The organism is Streptomyces sp. NPDC057445 (assembly GCF_042802855.1).
Lineage (GTDB): Bacteria > Actinomycetota > Actinomycetes > Streptomycetales > Streptomycetaceae > Streptomyces.
Window position 1 is genome coordinate 1 of the sequence record NZ_JBHVDH010000008.1, and the last position, 14,284, is coordinate 14,284.

Consider the following 14,284-nt stretch of genomic DNA (forward strand, 5'->3'; position numbering starts at 1 on the left):
GCACGCTGTTGAGTTCTCAAGGAACGGACGCTTCCTTTGTACTCACCCTCTCGGGCTTTCCTCCGGGCGCTTCCCTTCGGTCTTTCGTGTTTCCAGTCTAACAGATCCGATTCCCGTTTCTGTCACCCACTGGAGCGGGCTGCCGGGCCGTTCCTCCGCTTTCGCGAATTCCCTTTCCGGTGTTTCCAAACCGTACCAGCCTTTTTCCGACTCGCTCACCACCACCCTGCAGGCACGCAGAGGTGTAGACCAGTGGTGTAGACCAGTTTAGGATGAGACTCGACAGGCGAGGTGCTGCCGACCTGCGGTTCACAGTCGTGTCCGCGGCCAGGCAGATCTACGACAGTACATGTCACCGGTAGGCGAGGCAAATCGCTTCCGGTGCCCTCCAGGTCCGCCCAACTGCCAGTTCTCATGCGGAACCTGGACTTCCTATGACATACGCTTCTGAGCAGTACGCCGCCCCGGACACGTCGGTGGCGGCGACTCCAGAATCTCCTTACCCCTGGGAGGCTCCTATGACCACTGTGACGTCGCCGCTGGCCGGTCGCACCATCGGGCTCGCCGCTGTGCCCGATCCGGTGTTCTCCGGTGCGATGGTCGGTCCGGGCACCGCCATCGACCCTGTGCGTGAGCCGTCGGAGGCCGTCTCTCCCGTGGACGGCATCGTTGTCTCCCTGCACCCGCACGCTTTCGTCGTCGTGGACGCCGAGGGCCACGGGGTGCTGACCCATCTCGGCATCGACACGGTGCAGCTCAACGGCGAGGGCTTCGAGCTCCTGATCCACAAGGGCGACACCGTTGCCCGTGGCCAGGCGATCGTGCGCTGGAACCCCGCCGCGGTCGAAGAGGCCGGCAAGTCCGCCATCTGCCCCGTCGTGGCATTGGAGGCCTCGGCCGACTCCCTCGTCGGCGTCCGTGAGGACGGCGACGTGAAGGCGGGCGACGAGCTGTTCGGCTGGCAGTGACCTCGCCGACGTAGTCGACGGGCCAGTCGTATGTCCATCGCGGTGGCTGGGACCGCCGCACAATCGGAGACGGGTGCAATGGAGACAACGCTGCGAGGGGTCGGCGTGAGCCACGGAGTGGCGATCGGCGAGGTTCGGCATATGGGGACGGCGGTGCTCGAACCGCCCGCCAAGCAGATCCCGGCGGAGGAGGCGGAGCGCGAGCAGGGGCGCGCTCGCCAGGCCGTCGAAGCTGTGGCCGCCGATCTGAATGCGCGCGGAAATCTGGCGGGGGGCGAAGCGCAGCACGTGCTCGAGGCGCAGGCCATGATGGCGCAGGACCCCGAGCTGATGGCCGATGTCGAGCGCCGGATCGTGGTTGGCAGCACCGCGGAGCGTGCCGTGTACGACGCCTTCGCCGCGTACCGGGCTCTGCTTGCCGGGGCCGGGGAGTACCTGGCGGGGCGCGTGGCCGACCTCGACGACGTACGGAACCGCATCGTGGCGCGGCTGTTGGGTGTCCCGATGCCGGGCGTCCCGGACAGCGACGAACCGTATGTACTGATCGCCCGGGACCTTGCGCCCGCGGACACCGCGCTGCTGGACCCGACGCTGGTGCTCGGCTTTGTGACCGAGGAGGGCGGGCCGACGAGCCACAGCGCGATTCTCGCCCGGGCGCTCGGTGTGCCGGCCGTGGTGGCGCTGCCGGGCGCCTGCGAGCTGGCGGAGGGCACGGTCGTCGCGGTGGACGGCAGCACCGGGGAGATCTTCGTCGAGCCGAGTGCGGAGAAGCGCACCGAGATGGCGCGCGCCGCAGAGGAACGGAAGGCCGCGCTGGCGGCGGCCTCGGGGCCGGGCGCGACGTCGGACGGGCACAAGGTGCCGCTGTTGGCGAACATCGGTGGCCCCGCGGATGTGCCGGCGGCGGTCGAGGCCGGGGCGGAAGGTGTCGGTCTGTTCCGTACGGAGTTCCTGTTCCTGGACGACAGCAGCCGGGCGCCGTCGGAGGCCAAGCAGGTCGAGTCGTATCGCAAGGTGCTGGAGGCGTTCCCCGAGGGCCGGGTGGTCGTGCGGGTGCTGGACGCCGGCGCGGACAAGCCGCTGGACTTCCTGACCCCGGCCGACGAGCCGAACCCGGCGCTGGGTGTGCGGGGCCTTCGCGCGCTGCTGGATCACCCGGAGGTGCTGCGGACACAGCTGACCGCGCTGTCGAAGGCGGCCGAAGGCCTGCCGGTGTACCTCGAGGTCATGGCTCCGATGGTGGCGGACCGCGCGGACGCCAAGGCGTTCGCGGACGCCTGCCGTGAGGCGGGACTGAACGCGAAGTTCGGTGCGATGGTCGAGATCCCGTCCGCCGCTCTGCGGGCGCGTTCGGTGCTGCAGGAGGTGGAGTTCCTTTCGCTGGGGACGAACGATCTGGCGCAGTACACCTTCGCGGCGGACCGGCAGGTGGGCGCGGTGTCCCGGCTTCAGGACCCGTGGCAGCCCGCGCTGCTCGACCTGGTCGCGGTGTCGGCGGAGGCGGCCAAGGCCGAGGGCAAGAGCTGCGGTGTGTGCGGTGAGGCCGCATCGGATCCGCTGCTGGCATGTGTGCTGACGGGTCTCGGTGTCACCTCTCTCTCGATGGGTGCGGCCTCGATTCCTTATGTGCGGGCCACGTTGGCGAAGTACACGCTGGCCCAGTGCGAGCGGGCCGCAGCAGCGGCGCGTGCCGCGGACAGCGCAGAGGAGGCGCGCGTGGCCGCGCAGGCGGTGTTGTCCGGGGAGTGACCGGGCGTCTCGCCCGGTGAGTCGTGCGCAGGGGCTCCCCGCCCAGGGTGGGGAGCCCCTGCGTCTTGTCCTTCCGCTGCTGCCTCAGTGGTGCAAGGTCGTGCCAGGTGGATCGCCGAGGTCGAAGCCGGCCCTGTACTCGACGCCCGGCTCGGGGGAGATCGGCTCTCCGGTGTCCGCGTCCGTGCAGTAGGCGCTGAAGACCTCGGCCTCGGTCAGCGGGGCCATGCGCCCGTGGCTCAGGCGCCAGCCGCGCAATTGGTCGGGGGCGTCGTCCGTGCTGGTGCGCAGCACCACTCCCCCGGGGCTTTCGAGGGCGATTCCGGCGGCGAGGACGGTCGTGAACTCTGCGCCTTCGGAGGAGTCGAGCACGGCAGGGGTTCCGCTGCCGGTCACGGCATGCAGGACCGCCAGGAGCTGTTCGTCGGCGGCGGGCACGCTGCAGACGAGGTGGTGCGTCCCGGGGCCTGCGGAGGTGAGGAGGCGCAGCAGCAGCTCCGAGGCCCGGTCGAAGGCCGCGCGTCCGATGTCCTCGCCGCAGTCCGCGCAGGCTCCGAGGCCGCTCAGCAGCGAAGTGGCGAACTCCCAGGTCGCCTGGCGGACCGACCTGTTGATGAGCAGCGGCACAAGGTGGTCGATGGGCTGGCCCGTGTACGCCACGGTCGGGCCGGCGGCCGCGACCTCCGCGGTGTAGCGGCTGCGGCTGGTGGAGCTGTCCGGATCGAGTCCGGTCTCGTGGCAGTAGTCGGCGAAGTCCTCGGGGTCGAAGAGGGCGACGGTCGTGTGCCCGCCCTGCGTCGAGAGCGTTCTGAGCAGGCCCTCGATCTGGTGCAGATAGTCGGGGTGGTCGGTGAACGTGAAGGTGCGGTAGCGGCGCATGGCGGTGAAGTCGCGTGCGTCGACGAGCAGGCCGACGGTGGCCGGGACATCGCGGCGCAGGGCGCGCCTCATGGACGTGTGCTGGTTCGGTCGCCGACCGCGCTTGGTGTTTGTCATGGATTCCCCCTGGTCCCCGTGAGCGCTGTTGATCAGTGCTCACTCACCGTAACCGTGAGCACTGACAACGTGACCGCGGCCGGGACTCAGGAACGCTTGCGCGCGAGCTCCTCGTAGAAGCGCAGAAGGTCGAGGTTGTCGACGGAGCCCGGGTTGACGGCCTTGGCGAGGGCGGTGCCCTGGAGCAGTCGCTTGACCGGGACTTCGATGCGCTTGCCGGTGAGGGTGTGGGGGACGCCGGGGACCTCGATGATGTCGTCGGGGACATGGCGCGGTGAGAGCTGTTCGCGGATGGTGCGCTTGATGCGCTCGCGCAGGTCGTCGTCGAGGGCGGCGCCCGGGGCGAGGTGTACGAAGAGGGGCATCCAGTAGCCGCCGTCGGGTTCCTCGAGGCCGATGACGAGGGATTCACGGATCTCCGGGAGCCGTTCGACGGCTTCGTAGATGTCGGCGGAGCCCATGCGTACGCCCTGGCGGTTGAGCGTGGAGTCGGAGCGGCCGTGGATGACGACCGAGCCGTGGTCGGTGATGGTGATCCAGTCGCCGTGCCGCCAGACTCCCGGGAACATCTCGAAGTAACTGTCGCGGTAGCGGCTGCCGTCGGCGTCGTTCCAGAAGTGGACCGGCATGGACGGCATGGGGTTGGTGACGACGAGTTCGCCGACCTCGCCGATGAGGGGCTTGCCCTGCGGGTCCCAGGCCTGGAGGTCGGTTCCGAGGCAGGGGGCCTGGAGCTCGCCGATGTGGACGGGGAGGGTCGGGACGGCGCCGGCGAAACAGCTGCAGACGTCCGTGCCGCCGCTGACGGAGGCGATCCACAGGTCGTCGCGGACCTCGTCGTGGAGCCATCGGAAGCCGTCGGGCGGGAGCGGGGAGCCCGTCGTCGCGACGCACTGGACACGTGAGAGGTCGTAGTCGCGTCCGGGGTGGACCTCGGCCTTGCGGCAGGCCATGACGTAGGCGGCGGATGTGCCGAAGAGCGTGGCGCCGGTGCGTTCGGCGATGGCCCACTGGGCGCCGGTCCCGGGGTAACCGGGGCTGCCGTCGTACAGGATGACGGTCGTGCCGGTGAGGAGGCCGGAGACGAGGAAGTTCCACATCATCCAGCCGGTGGAGGTGTACCAGAAGAATCGGTCCCCGGGCCCGAGGTCGCAGTGCAGGCCGAGCTGTTTGAAGTGCTCGAGGAGGATGCCGCCCTGGGACTGGACGATGGCCTTGGGGAGGCCGGTGGTGCCGGAGGAGTAGAGGACCCACAGGGGGTGGTCGAACGGAACCTGCTCGAAGACGGGCTCCGTGTCGCCCGATGTGAGCTCGGACCAGGGAAGGGCGCCTTCGGGTGCGGGGGTGCCGAGCAGCGGGATGTGGACGACGGCGCGCAGGGTGGGCAGTTCGTGGCGGAGTTCGGCGACGGTGTCCCGGCGGTCGTGTTCCTTGCCGCCGTAGCGGTAGCCGTCGACGGTGAAGAGGACGACGGGCTCGACCTGCTGGAAGCGGTCGAGGACGCTGCGGGCGCCGAAGTCAGGGGCGCAGGAGGTCCAGACGGCACCGACGGCCGCGGTGGCGAGGAGGGCGGTGACGGCCTCGGGGATGTTGGGCAGATAGCCGCTGACGCGGTCGCCCGGGCGTACGCCCAGGGCGCGCAGTTCGGCGGCAAGGGATCCGACCTGGCGGCGGAGCTCGGACCAGCTGATGAGGGCCTGGTCGTGTGCCTCGTCCACATGGATCAGCGCCGGCTCATGGGCGCGGGACGGGTCCTCCGCGGTGCGCAGGGCGTGCTCGGCGTAGTTCAGGGTGGCGCCGGTGAACCATTGGGCGCCGGGCATCGAGCGGTCCCCCAGGACGCGCTCGTACGGAGTGGAGAACCGTACGTCGAACCAGTCGGCCACCGCTCGCCAGAAAGTCTCCCACTCGTCGACGGACCAGCGGTGCAGCGCCGCGTAGCCGCCCTCGGCGGGGGCGCCGTACCGCTCGGCCGCCCAGGCCTGGAACCGGGTGATCCGGGCGGCGGCGATTCGGTCGGCGTCCGGCTGCCAGAGGGGGGCAGGGTTCGCTGCTGAGGTCATGGGGCGGCTCCCGGGCGGGTGTGTGGCTCTACGCGTGGTCGGCGTGTCCCGCGCACGGGCGTGGGTGTGCGCGTGACACGGCTGTCGCTGACAGGACGATGCCATGTGATCGTCTTCCGCACCAGGGTTGCCCACCCATGGTCGGCCGACTCTTTGTGTGCTCCGACCACGGGTGAACGGGAGTTGAACGGACCCCGCCAAGCCCCTGGTGGATGGCAGGGTGAGCAGCATGAACGGTCGTGAGCTGGTGCGCTCGGTGAAGGTGTTCGGCACGGTACAGGGGCTGCGCGCGGCGCGCTCGGCCTGGCGCGGCAGGCGTATGGACGCCTGGGGTCTGCCTCCGCGGGGGGCTGAGCGTGCGCGGGTGCCGGGTGCTGTCGTCGGAGCCGAGCCGTTGCCTGGCGGCGGGGTCGTACGGTTCGCGCGTTCGGAACTGCGGGTGCGTGTGGCGGTGGGGGGCAGTGTCTTCTGGGGCTGGGACGGCGCGGGGCCCGAGCCGTCGTACGCGCTCGCCGACGCCCCGCCGGAGGCGGACACGCGCGCCCAGCTGGAACCGGACAAGGACGGCGGCTGGCGGGTCGTGTCGGAGCGGGTGACGGTGGCGGTGTCCCGGCACGGCGCGGTCGAGGTGCGGACTCCGGGCGGGATCGTGCTGCGCCGGGATCTGCCTCCTCGCTGGTGGGAGCCGGTGGGCGGAGGTCCGGCGCGCTGGTTGCAGCGCACGGAGGTGTCCGCGGACGCACGGTTCTTCGGGCTGGGCGGCCGTTCGTCGGGGCCGCGGCTGCGGGACGGTACGTACCGGCTGTGGAACACCGATCCGCGAGGCAGTTTCGGACCCGGTGACGATCCGCTGTACATCACGATGCCGGTGCAGCTGGTGGTCGCGGACGCCGGGACGCATCTGGCGTTCCACGACAACTCGTGGGAAGGCCGGGTCACCCTGCGCGAGGGCGAGGAGGGCGCGGGGTCCGGCCATGACAGGCCGGGCACCGTCGAGCTCCGGGCGGCCGGCGGTCCGCTGCGCTGCTGGGTGATCGTGGGCACTCCGGCGCGCGTCCTGCGCGGCTGGACGGCGCTCACGGGCGCGCCCGTGCTCCCACCGTCGTGGGCGCTCGGCGCCCAGCACGCGCGCTGGGGCTTCGGCAGCGAGCGGGAGGTGCGCCGGGTGGTGGCGGGTTACCGGGAGCGGGGGCTTCCTCTGGCGGCGCTGCATCTGGACATCGATCACTACGACGGACACCGTGTCTTCACCGTGGACCGGACGCGTTTCCCGGACATACCGGTCCTGGCGAAGGAGCTGCGCGCGGACGGCGTACGGCTGGTGTCGATCGTCGATCCCGCGGTGAAGGCGGAGCCCGGGTACGCGGTGTACGACAGTGGGTCGGCGGTCGGCGCCTTCGTGCGGGACTCACGGGGGCGGGAGGTGCGCGGTGAGGTGTGGCCGGGCGAGTGTGCGTATCCGGACTTCACCGATCCGCGGGTGCGTGAGTGGTGGGGCGGGCTGTACGAGGAGAGGCTCGCGCAGGGCTTCTCCGGGGTGTGGCACGACATGAACGAACCCGTGTCGTTCGCCCCGTTCGGCGACATGACGCTGCCGCGCTCGGCCCGTCACGCGCTGGAGGGCCGCGGGGGCGACCATCGCGAGGCCCACAACGTCTACGCCCTGGAGATGGCGCGGGCCGGGTACGAGGGACTGCGCCGGCTGAGTCCCAGGGAGCGGCCGTTCCTGTTCTCGCGCTCCGGATGGGCGGGGATGCAGCGGTACGGCGGGACCTGGTCCGGTGATGTGTCGACGGGGTGGCCGGGTCTGCGGGCGTCGCTCTCGCTCGTGCTGGGCCTCGGACTGTGCGGGGTGCCGTATTCGGGCCCCGACGTGGGCGGCTTCGACGGCAGTCCCTCGCCCGAGCTGTTTCTGCGCTGGTTCCAGCTCGGTGCGTATCTGCCGCTGTTCCGAACGCACGCGGCGATCGGCGCGGGGCGCAGGGAGCCGTGGGAGTTCGGTCCGCAGGTACTCGGCCATGCGAAGGCGGCGATGCTCGAGCGGGAACGGCTGCGCCCGTATTTCGTCACTCTCGCCCATCTGGCGCGGCTCACGGGTGCTCCCTATGTGCGGCCGGTGTGGTGGGGGGCGCCGGGCGACCGGGCGCTGCGCGACTGCGAGGACGCTTTCCTGCTGGGCGATGCGCTGCTGGTCGCACCGGTGCTGGAGCGGGGCGCGGACCGGCGCGCGGTGCGGCTGCCGCGGGGGCGGTGGTACGACACCGTGACCGGGATGGTGTACGAGGGACCGGGGCAGGTGCTGCTGGATGCGCCCCTGTCGCGGATTCCCGTGCTGGCGCGAGCGGGTGCGGTGATTCCGGTGCGCGGGGAGGACGGCGGGACGGAGCTGGAGGTGTGGCCGCCCGTCGCCGGGCGTACCGGCACCGGGCTGGTGGTCGAGGACTCCGGAGAGGCGGCGGCGCGGCCGGAGGTCGAGCGCTACACGTCACGACTGGTGGGTGACCGGGTCGTGGTGGAGCGGGTGACGGAAGCCGGGGTGGTCAGGGCGGTGCGGCCGGTGCGGGTGCGAGGTCTGGCCGCTCAGTCGTAGTCGCCCGCGAACCAGCGTCGAACCGCGGTGGTGTGCAGCGGGAACGCGAGGTCGGCCGGCTCGTGGAGGACGTGCCAGCCCTCGGTCTCGTCCGTCGGCGCGGGGGGCGGGAGTTCGCCGGCCGGGCGCTGCGGGAGGAGTCCGAAGAGGAGCAGATGGTCACCGGGTGAGCTGAGTGCGTCGGCCAGCCGGACGTCCTGCTGGCCGGCCTCGATCCCTGTCTCCTCGCCGAGTTCGCGTACGACGGCGTGCTTCCAGTCCTCGCCGTGGTCGATGAAGCCTCCGGGCAGTGCGATGCCGCCGCGCCGAGGTTCGATGGTGCGGGTGATGACGACGAGTCCGGTGCCGCGCGCGGTTGTCACGGGAAGCAGGGCGACGGCGACCGGGAGCGGGTTGCGGTACGCCGTCTCGCCGCAGGCGGGGCAGCTGCGGGGCCAGCCGGCGCCTTCCGGGTAGCGGGCCCCGCAGCTGGAGCAGTGGGAGTCCTTGACGGGGGTCGCCGTGGGGGCCGTGGGGTCGCGGGGCTCGGTCACACGCGGACTGTAACGCGAGGAGCGGGCACCTCGTGCCGGTACGGTCAGGACGTCATGGCCGGGTCAGTGACGTCCATGAGACCGGGAAGTCGAAGTAGGTGTCGGGGAACAGCTCCGGCTTGTGCGTGAAGTGCCACCATTCCTCCGGCAGATTGACGAATCCCGCGTCGGTGAGGGTGGCTTTGAGCAGTTGACGGTTGGCGCGCTGCGCGCCCTGGACGCGCGGATCGTCCGTGTTCGACAGGGTGTCGAAGCAGTCGAACCCGGTGCCCATGTCGACGGAGTTGTCCGGGAATCGCTCACCCTTGGGGGCGTAGCAGGGAACCAGTTGCTCGCCCGGGATGTAAGGGCGGGTCTTTCCGGCCGGCAGCTTGACGACGGTGAGGTCGACGGTGCCGCCGCGGCTGTGGCCGGACTTCTCCGCGATGTAGCCGTCCTCGAACAGACGCGATTTGTCGACGTGTGGATAGAACTCCTGCTTCATCCTCTCGTCGTCGAGGTCCTTCGCCCAGCGTACGAAGTGGTCGACGGCGCGCTGGGGGCGGTAGCAGTCGTAGACCTTGAGCGAGTAGCCACGGCGCAGCAGTTGACGCTGGGCCAGGTGGAGGGCCCGGGCGGCCGGCCGGGTGAGGATGCAGACCGGCTGCCGGTACCCGTCGATGGGTTCGCCGATGAAATTGTGCGCGGTCGTGTAACGCATCTCCTGAATGATCGTCGGGTCGACCAGGCGGAGCGCGACGAACTCCGCGGGTGCCTTGGGGTCGGGCCTGACGGCCCGGGTGGCGGCGGCCGGGGACGAGGATGCGGCGGTGACCGCGAGGAGTGCGGCGGTGGTGAGGGTCAGGGCGCGGAACGCGGAAGTGAGTCCTCTCATGCGCACCGTCTATCAGTAACGGGTGGCCGGGACCACCCCCGCGAGTTCCGGCCACCCGCTCCGTATCCATCGGACGCCGCCCCGCCCTGTCCGGTTCTCGCGAGCTCCGGATTCTGGTCCACGGGTGTCTCCCCGTGGCACACTTCTGACGTTCCGTCAGATGAATGACCGACCGGTTCGGTCCCGGGGAGGGCTCGCGATGGCGCGTACGCGTACACCCGTGGTGTCCGGGTGGTTCACGGAAGAGGGCGGCGAACGGGAGTTCCGGCTGCTCGGAACCCGCTGTCCCGCCTGCACCACGGTGTTCTTCCCGCGCGAGGACAGCTACTGCCGCAATCCCGCGTGCGCGGACGGTGTGCCGACGGAGGTCGCCCTGTCGAAACGGGGCCGCGTGTGGTCGTACACGGACGGGCGGTACCGGCCGCCGGCTCCTTACGTCTCCGATCCGGATGCGGAGTGGGAGCCGTACACGCTGGTCGCGGTCGAGCTCGCGCAGGAGCGCATGGTGGTCCTCGGCCAGGCGGCTCCGGGGGTGACGGTCGCGGATCTCGCGGTCGGGATGGAGGTCGAAGTGGTGCCCGGGATTCTGAACGAGGACGCGGAGACCACCTGGACGACCTGGCACTGGCGGCCGGTGGAGGCGGCGCGGTGAGCGATGTCGCGGTGCTCGGGGCCGGGATGCACCCGTGGGGCAAATGGGGCCGGAGTTTCGTCGAGTACGGGAGGGTCGCGGCCCGCGCCGCGCTGGCCGACGCCGGTATCGGCTGGCGGCAGATCCAGTCGGTCGTCGGGGCGGACACCGTCCGCGGCGGTTATCCGGGGTATGTGGCCGGGGCCACCTTCGCGCGAGCCCTGGGCTGGCAGGGCGCCCGGGTGACCAGCGTGTACGCCGCGTGCGCTTCCGGGGCTCAGGCCATCGGCACGGCGCGTGCCCAGATCCTCGCGGGCCTGGCGGACGTGGTGCTGGTCGTGGGCGCCGACTGCGCACCCAAGGGGTTCTTCGCGCCCGCGGGCGGTGACCGTCCTGACGATCCGGACTGGCTGCGTTTCCGGGTGCTGGGGGCAACGAACCCCGCGTACTTCGCGCTCTTCGCCCGCCGTCGGATGGCTCTGCACGGCGACACACCGGACGACTTCGCACAGGTCAAGGTGAAGAACGCCGCGGCCGGAGCGCTCAACCCGTATGCCCGCTACCGCCGGACCGTTACCGCTGAGCAGGTCGCCGCGTCCGCCGTGGTGGCCGATCCGCTGCGGCTGCTCGACATCTGCGCCACGTCCGACGGGGCCGCGGCGCTCGTACTGTCGAGCATGGAGTACGCCCGCCGGCACGGAGCGGCCCGTCCCGTCCGTATCCGCGCCGTTTCGACCGTCACACCCACCTACCCCCGAACCGTCCTCGATCTCCCGGACATCGCCACGGACTCGGCGGCCGCGGCGGAACCGTCGCCGCTCGGCTTCCGCGCGTCGATCGCGCGTGCCGCCTACGAGGAGGCCGGACTCGGGCCCGAGGACCTGTCGCTGGCCGAGGTGTACGACCTTTCCACGGCACTGGAACTGGAGTGGTACGAGGACATCGGGCTGTGCGCTCCCGGAGAGGGCACAAAGCTGCTGCACGAGGGCGCGACAACACTGGGTGGTCGCACGCCCGTCAACGCGAGCGGAGGGCTCGCGTCGTTCGGCGAAGCCGTGCCTGCCCAGGCGATCGCCCAGGTGTGTGAGCTGACCTGGCAGCTGCGCGGCACGGCGGGCGACCGTCAGGTGGCCGGGGCCCGGACCGGGATCACCGCGAACCAGGGGCTGTTCGGCCACGGCTCGGCGGTCGTCGCCGTCCGCTGAGGCGACCGGCAGCCGCCGCCGGGGGCCCGCGGTCCCCGAAGCAAGCGCGGGCCGAGGGCCGTTGCGGTGGCCGCGGCGAGCACATGCCGTGAACTGCGGTTGCTGCCCGTGACCTTGACGGTGCGGTAACCACGGTGAAAACTGCCTCTTCGTCGGCGCGGCCCGCCTGAGTCGCCGCAGTTCGACACGCACGCGCACGCTCACCACGCTCGTCACGGACGCCGGACGAGGCACGGACTCCCTGCGCTGCACCGCGCACCCTGCCTTCGGCTCCGTAGCCATGGGAACCACGCCCAGCCCAGGAGCCGCCATGAGCAACGCAGACATCTTCCTCGGTGAGGTCATCGGCACCTCGATACTCATCCTCTTCGGCGCGGGTGTGTGCGCCGCCGTCACGCTCCACCACTCGAAGGCGAAAGCCTCCGGCTGGATCGTGATCACCTTCGGCTGGGGTTTCGGTGTGCTGGCAGGCGCCTACACCTCGGCGCCGTTGTCCGGCGGCCATCTCAATCCGGCCGTGACCGTGGGCGTGGCCGTCGACACCGGCGAATGGAGCAAGGTGCCGCTGTACGTCCTGGGGCAGATGACCGGCGCGATTCTGGGCGCCGTACTGGCGTGGCTGGCCTACTACGCCCAGTTCCGGGCGAACGCCGACCCGAAGACGGCCCGGCCGACGCTCGGGATCTTCTCGACCTCCCCGGAGATCCGCCGGCCCGTGGCCAACCTCGCCACCGAGATCATCGCGACGGTGGGGCTCGTCCTGCCGATCCTGGCGTTCGGGCGCAACGCCGGTATCGGCATCGGCCCGATTCCGGGCGAGGGCGCGGGGATCTACGGCTCCGGGATCTCGGTCCTCCTGGTGTCGCTGCTGGTCGTCGGCATCGGACTGTCCCTCGGCGGACCGACCGGTTACGCCGTCAACCCGGCGCGCGACCTGGGCCCGCGGATCACGCACGCACTGCTGCCCATCCCCAACAAGGGCACGTCCGACTGGGGTTATGCCTGGATCCCGGTGGCCGGCCCGCTCGTCGGCGGTGCCCTCGCGGGTCTCGTCTTCAACGCCGCCTTCTGACCACGCTTCCGGTCAGGGGCCGTCCGGCCACAGGCCGTCCGGGCACCTGACCGCCGCCTCCTCCGACAAGGGGACGTCATGACGGACAACTCCCAGAAATACGTCGCCGCGATCGACCAGGGCACCACATCGAGCCGGTGCATCATCTTCGACCATGACGGCGCGATCGTCGCCGCCGACCAGCGCGAGCACCGTCAGATCTTCCCCAAGCCCGGCTGGGTGGAGCACGACGCCACCGAGATCTGGTCCAAGGTCCAGGCAGTCGTGGCGGGAGCACTGGCCAAGGCCGGGCTGCGTGCCGGTCAGCTCAGCGCGCTCGGGATCACCAACCAGCGCGAGACGACCGTGATGTGGGACCGCCGCACGGGCAAGCCCGTGCACAACGCGATCGTCTGGCAGGACACGCGGACCGCCGCGCTGTGCGCCGAACTCGGCGGCGCGGACGGGCAGGACCGTTTCCGCGACGCCACGGGCCTACCGCTCGCCAGCTACTTCTCCGGTCCCAAGGCGGCCTGGCTGCTGGACAACGTGCCCGGGCTGCGCGGCAGGGCCGAACGCGGCGAGATCGCGTTCGGCACCATCGACTCCTGGCTGATCTGGAATCTGACGGGCGGCACCGACGGCGGGGTGCACGTCACCGACGTCACCAATGCCTCCCGCACCATGCTGATGAACCTGGAGACCCTCCGGTGGGACTCCTCCATCCTCGCGGCGATGAATGTTCCCACGGCGGTGCTCCCGGAGATCAGGCCGTCCGCCGAGGTGTACGGGACGGCTGTCGGGCAGCTCGCGGGGGTGCCGGTCGCCTCGGCGCTCGGCGACCAGCAGGCTGCTGTGTTCGGCCAGGCCTGCTACGAGACGGGCACGGCCAAGAACACTTATGGGACCGGGAGTTTCCTCCTGCTCAACACCGGGAGCAGGCCGGTTCAGTCCAAGAGCGGACTGATCACCACCGTCGGCTACAAGATCGGCGACTCCGCCCCCGTGTACTGCCTGGAAGGGTCGATCGCGATCACCGGCGCCCTGGTGCAGTGGTTCCGGGACCAGCTCGGGATCATCCGCAGTGCCGACGAGATCGAGACACTCGCGGCGAGCGTGGAGGACAACGGAGGCGCGTACATCGTGCCCGCGTTCTCGGGACTGTACGCGCCGTACTGGCGCGCGGACGCCCGTGGTGTGGTCACCGGTCTGACCCGGTACGTCACCAAGGCCCACCTCGCGCGGGCGGTGCTGGAGGCGACGAGCTGGCAGACGCGTGAGGTCGTCGACGCGATGTACCAGGACTCGGGCGTGCCCATCACCATGCTCAAGGTGGACGGCGGGATGACCGCCAACCAGCTGCTGATGCAGCATCAGGCGGACGTGCTGGGCGTACCGGTGATCCGGCCGAAGGTCTCCGAGACCACATGCCTGGGCGCGGCGTACGCCGCCGGACTGGCCACCGGTGTGTGGGGCGGCCTGGATGAGCTCGAGGCGCACTGGCAGCGCGATGCGGAGTGGTCGCCGCGGATGGCGGCCGAGCTCCGGGAGCGGGAGTACGCCAACTGGCGCAAGGCGGTGGAGCGCAGCTTCGGCTGGCACGAGGAGGAAGGCGCGTAGTCAC

At 70.7% G+C, this 14,284-nt stretch carries 11 protein-coding genes; 7 read left to right on the forward strand and 4 right to left on the reverse strand.

The genetic code is table 11. The features are described 5' to 3' along the window. Nucleotides 1-518 precede the first annotated feature (518 nt). On the forward strand, nt 519-968 hold the full coding sequence (locus ACFU5O_RS18855; protein ID WP_384241724.1) for a PTS glucose transporter subunit IIA: 450 nt from the start codon (nt 519-521) through the stop codon (nt 966-968). 78 nt (nt 969-1,046) lie between these two features. Beyond that, entirely contained in the window at nt 1,047-2,717 is a 1,671-nt protein-coding gene (ptsP, locus tag ACFU5O_RS18860; protein ID WP_384241726.1) for a phosphoenolpyruvate--protein phosphotransferase, read from the forward strand. 84 nt (nt 2,718-2,801) lie between these two features. Here ptsP and ACFU5O_RS18865 read toward each other — a convergent pair whose 3' ends face one another. Both ACFU5O_RS18865 and ACFU5O_RS18870 read right to left on the reverse strand, forming a co-directional pair. Further along, entirely contained in the window at nt 2,802-3,713 is a 912-nt protein-coding gene (locus ACFU5O_RS18865) for a hypothetical protein (RefSeq protein WP_384241728.1), read from the reverse strand. Between the two features lie 86 nt (nt 3,714-3,799). Beyond that, nucleotides 3,800-5,776: an acetoacetate--CoA ligase gene (locus tag ACFU5O_RS18870; RefSeq protein WP_384241730.1), complete on the reverse strand. Its 1,977-nt coding sequence runs from the start codon at nt 5,774-5,776 to the stop codon at nt 3,800-3,802. 229 nt (nt 5,777-6,005) lie between these two features. Between ACFU5O_RS18870 and ACFU5O_RS18875 the strand changes: the two genes are divergently transcribed. Further along, nucleotides 6,006-8,366 carry a glycoside hydrolase family 31 protein gene (locus ACFU5O_RS18875; RefSeq protein WP_384241732.1) on the forward strand — a complete coding sequence of 787 codons (2,361 nt, stop codon included), beginning with the start codon at nt 6,006-6,008 and terminating at the stop codon, nt 8,364-8,366. Here the strand turns inward: ACFU5O_RS18875 and ACFU5O_RS18880 are convergent. Then, nucleotides 8,357-8,899: an NUDIX domain-containing protein gene (locus ACFU5O_RS18880; RefSeq protein WP_384241735.1), complete on the reverse strand. Its 543-nt coding sequence runs from the start codon at nt 8,897-8,899 to the stop codon at nt 8,357-8,359. The genes ACFU5O_RS18875 and ACFU5O_RS18880 overlap by 10 nt on opposite strands. A 52-nt stretch (nt 8,900-8,951) precedes the next feature. Continuing rightward, a complete protein-coding gene (locus tag ACFU5O_RS18885; protein WP_384241737.1) occupies nt 8,952-9,773 on the reverse strand; it encodes a M15 family metallopeptidase in 822 nt (273 codons plus the stop codon). Nucleotides 9,774-9,972: 199 nt separating this feature from the next. On the opposite strand from ACFU5O_RS18885, the gene ACFU5O_RS18890 reads away from it, so the two are divergent. The 4 genes from ACFU5O_RS18890 (at nt 9,973) to glpK (ending at nt 14,280) form a co-directional block, all read left to right on the forward strand. Next, entirely contained in the window at nt 9,973-10,425 is a 453-nt protein-coding gene (locus ACFU5O_RS18890) for a Zn-ribbon domain-containing OB-fold protein (protein ID WP_384241739.1), read from the forward strand. Beyond that, entirely contained in the window at nt 10,422-11,609 is a 1,188-nt protein-coding gene (locus ACFU5O_RS18895) for a lipid-transfer protein (RefSeq protein WP_384241742.1), read from the forward strand. Before ACFU5O_RS18890 ends, ACFU5O_RS18895 begins: the two co-directional genes overlap by 4 nt. A gap of 310 nt (nt 11,610-11,919) precedes the next feature. Further along, a complete protein-coding gene (locus tag ACFU5O_RS18900) occupies nt 11,920-12,681 on the forward strand; it encodes an MIP/aquaporin family protein (RefSeq protein WP_384241744.1) in 762 nt (253 codons plus the stop codon). 78 nt (nt 12,682-12,759) lie between these two features. Further along, a complete protein-coding gene (gene glpK, locus ACFU5O_RS18905) occupies nt 12,760-14,280 on the forward strand; it encodes a glycerol kinase GlpK (RefSeq protein ID WP_384241746.1) in 1,521 nt (506 codons plus the stop codon). The last annotated feature ends 4 nt before the right edge of the window (nt 14,281-14,284 follow it).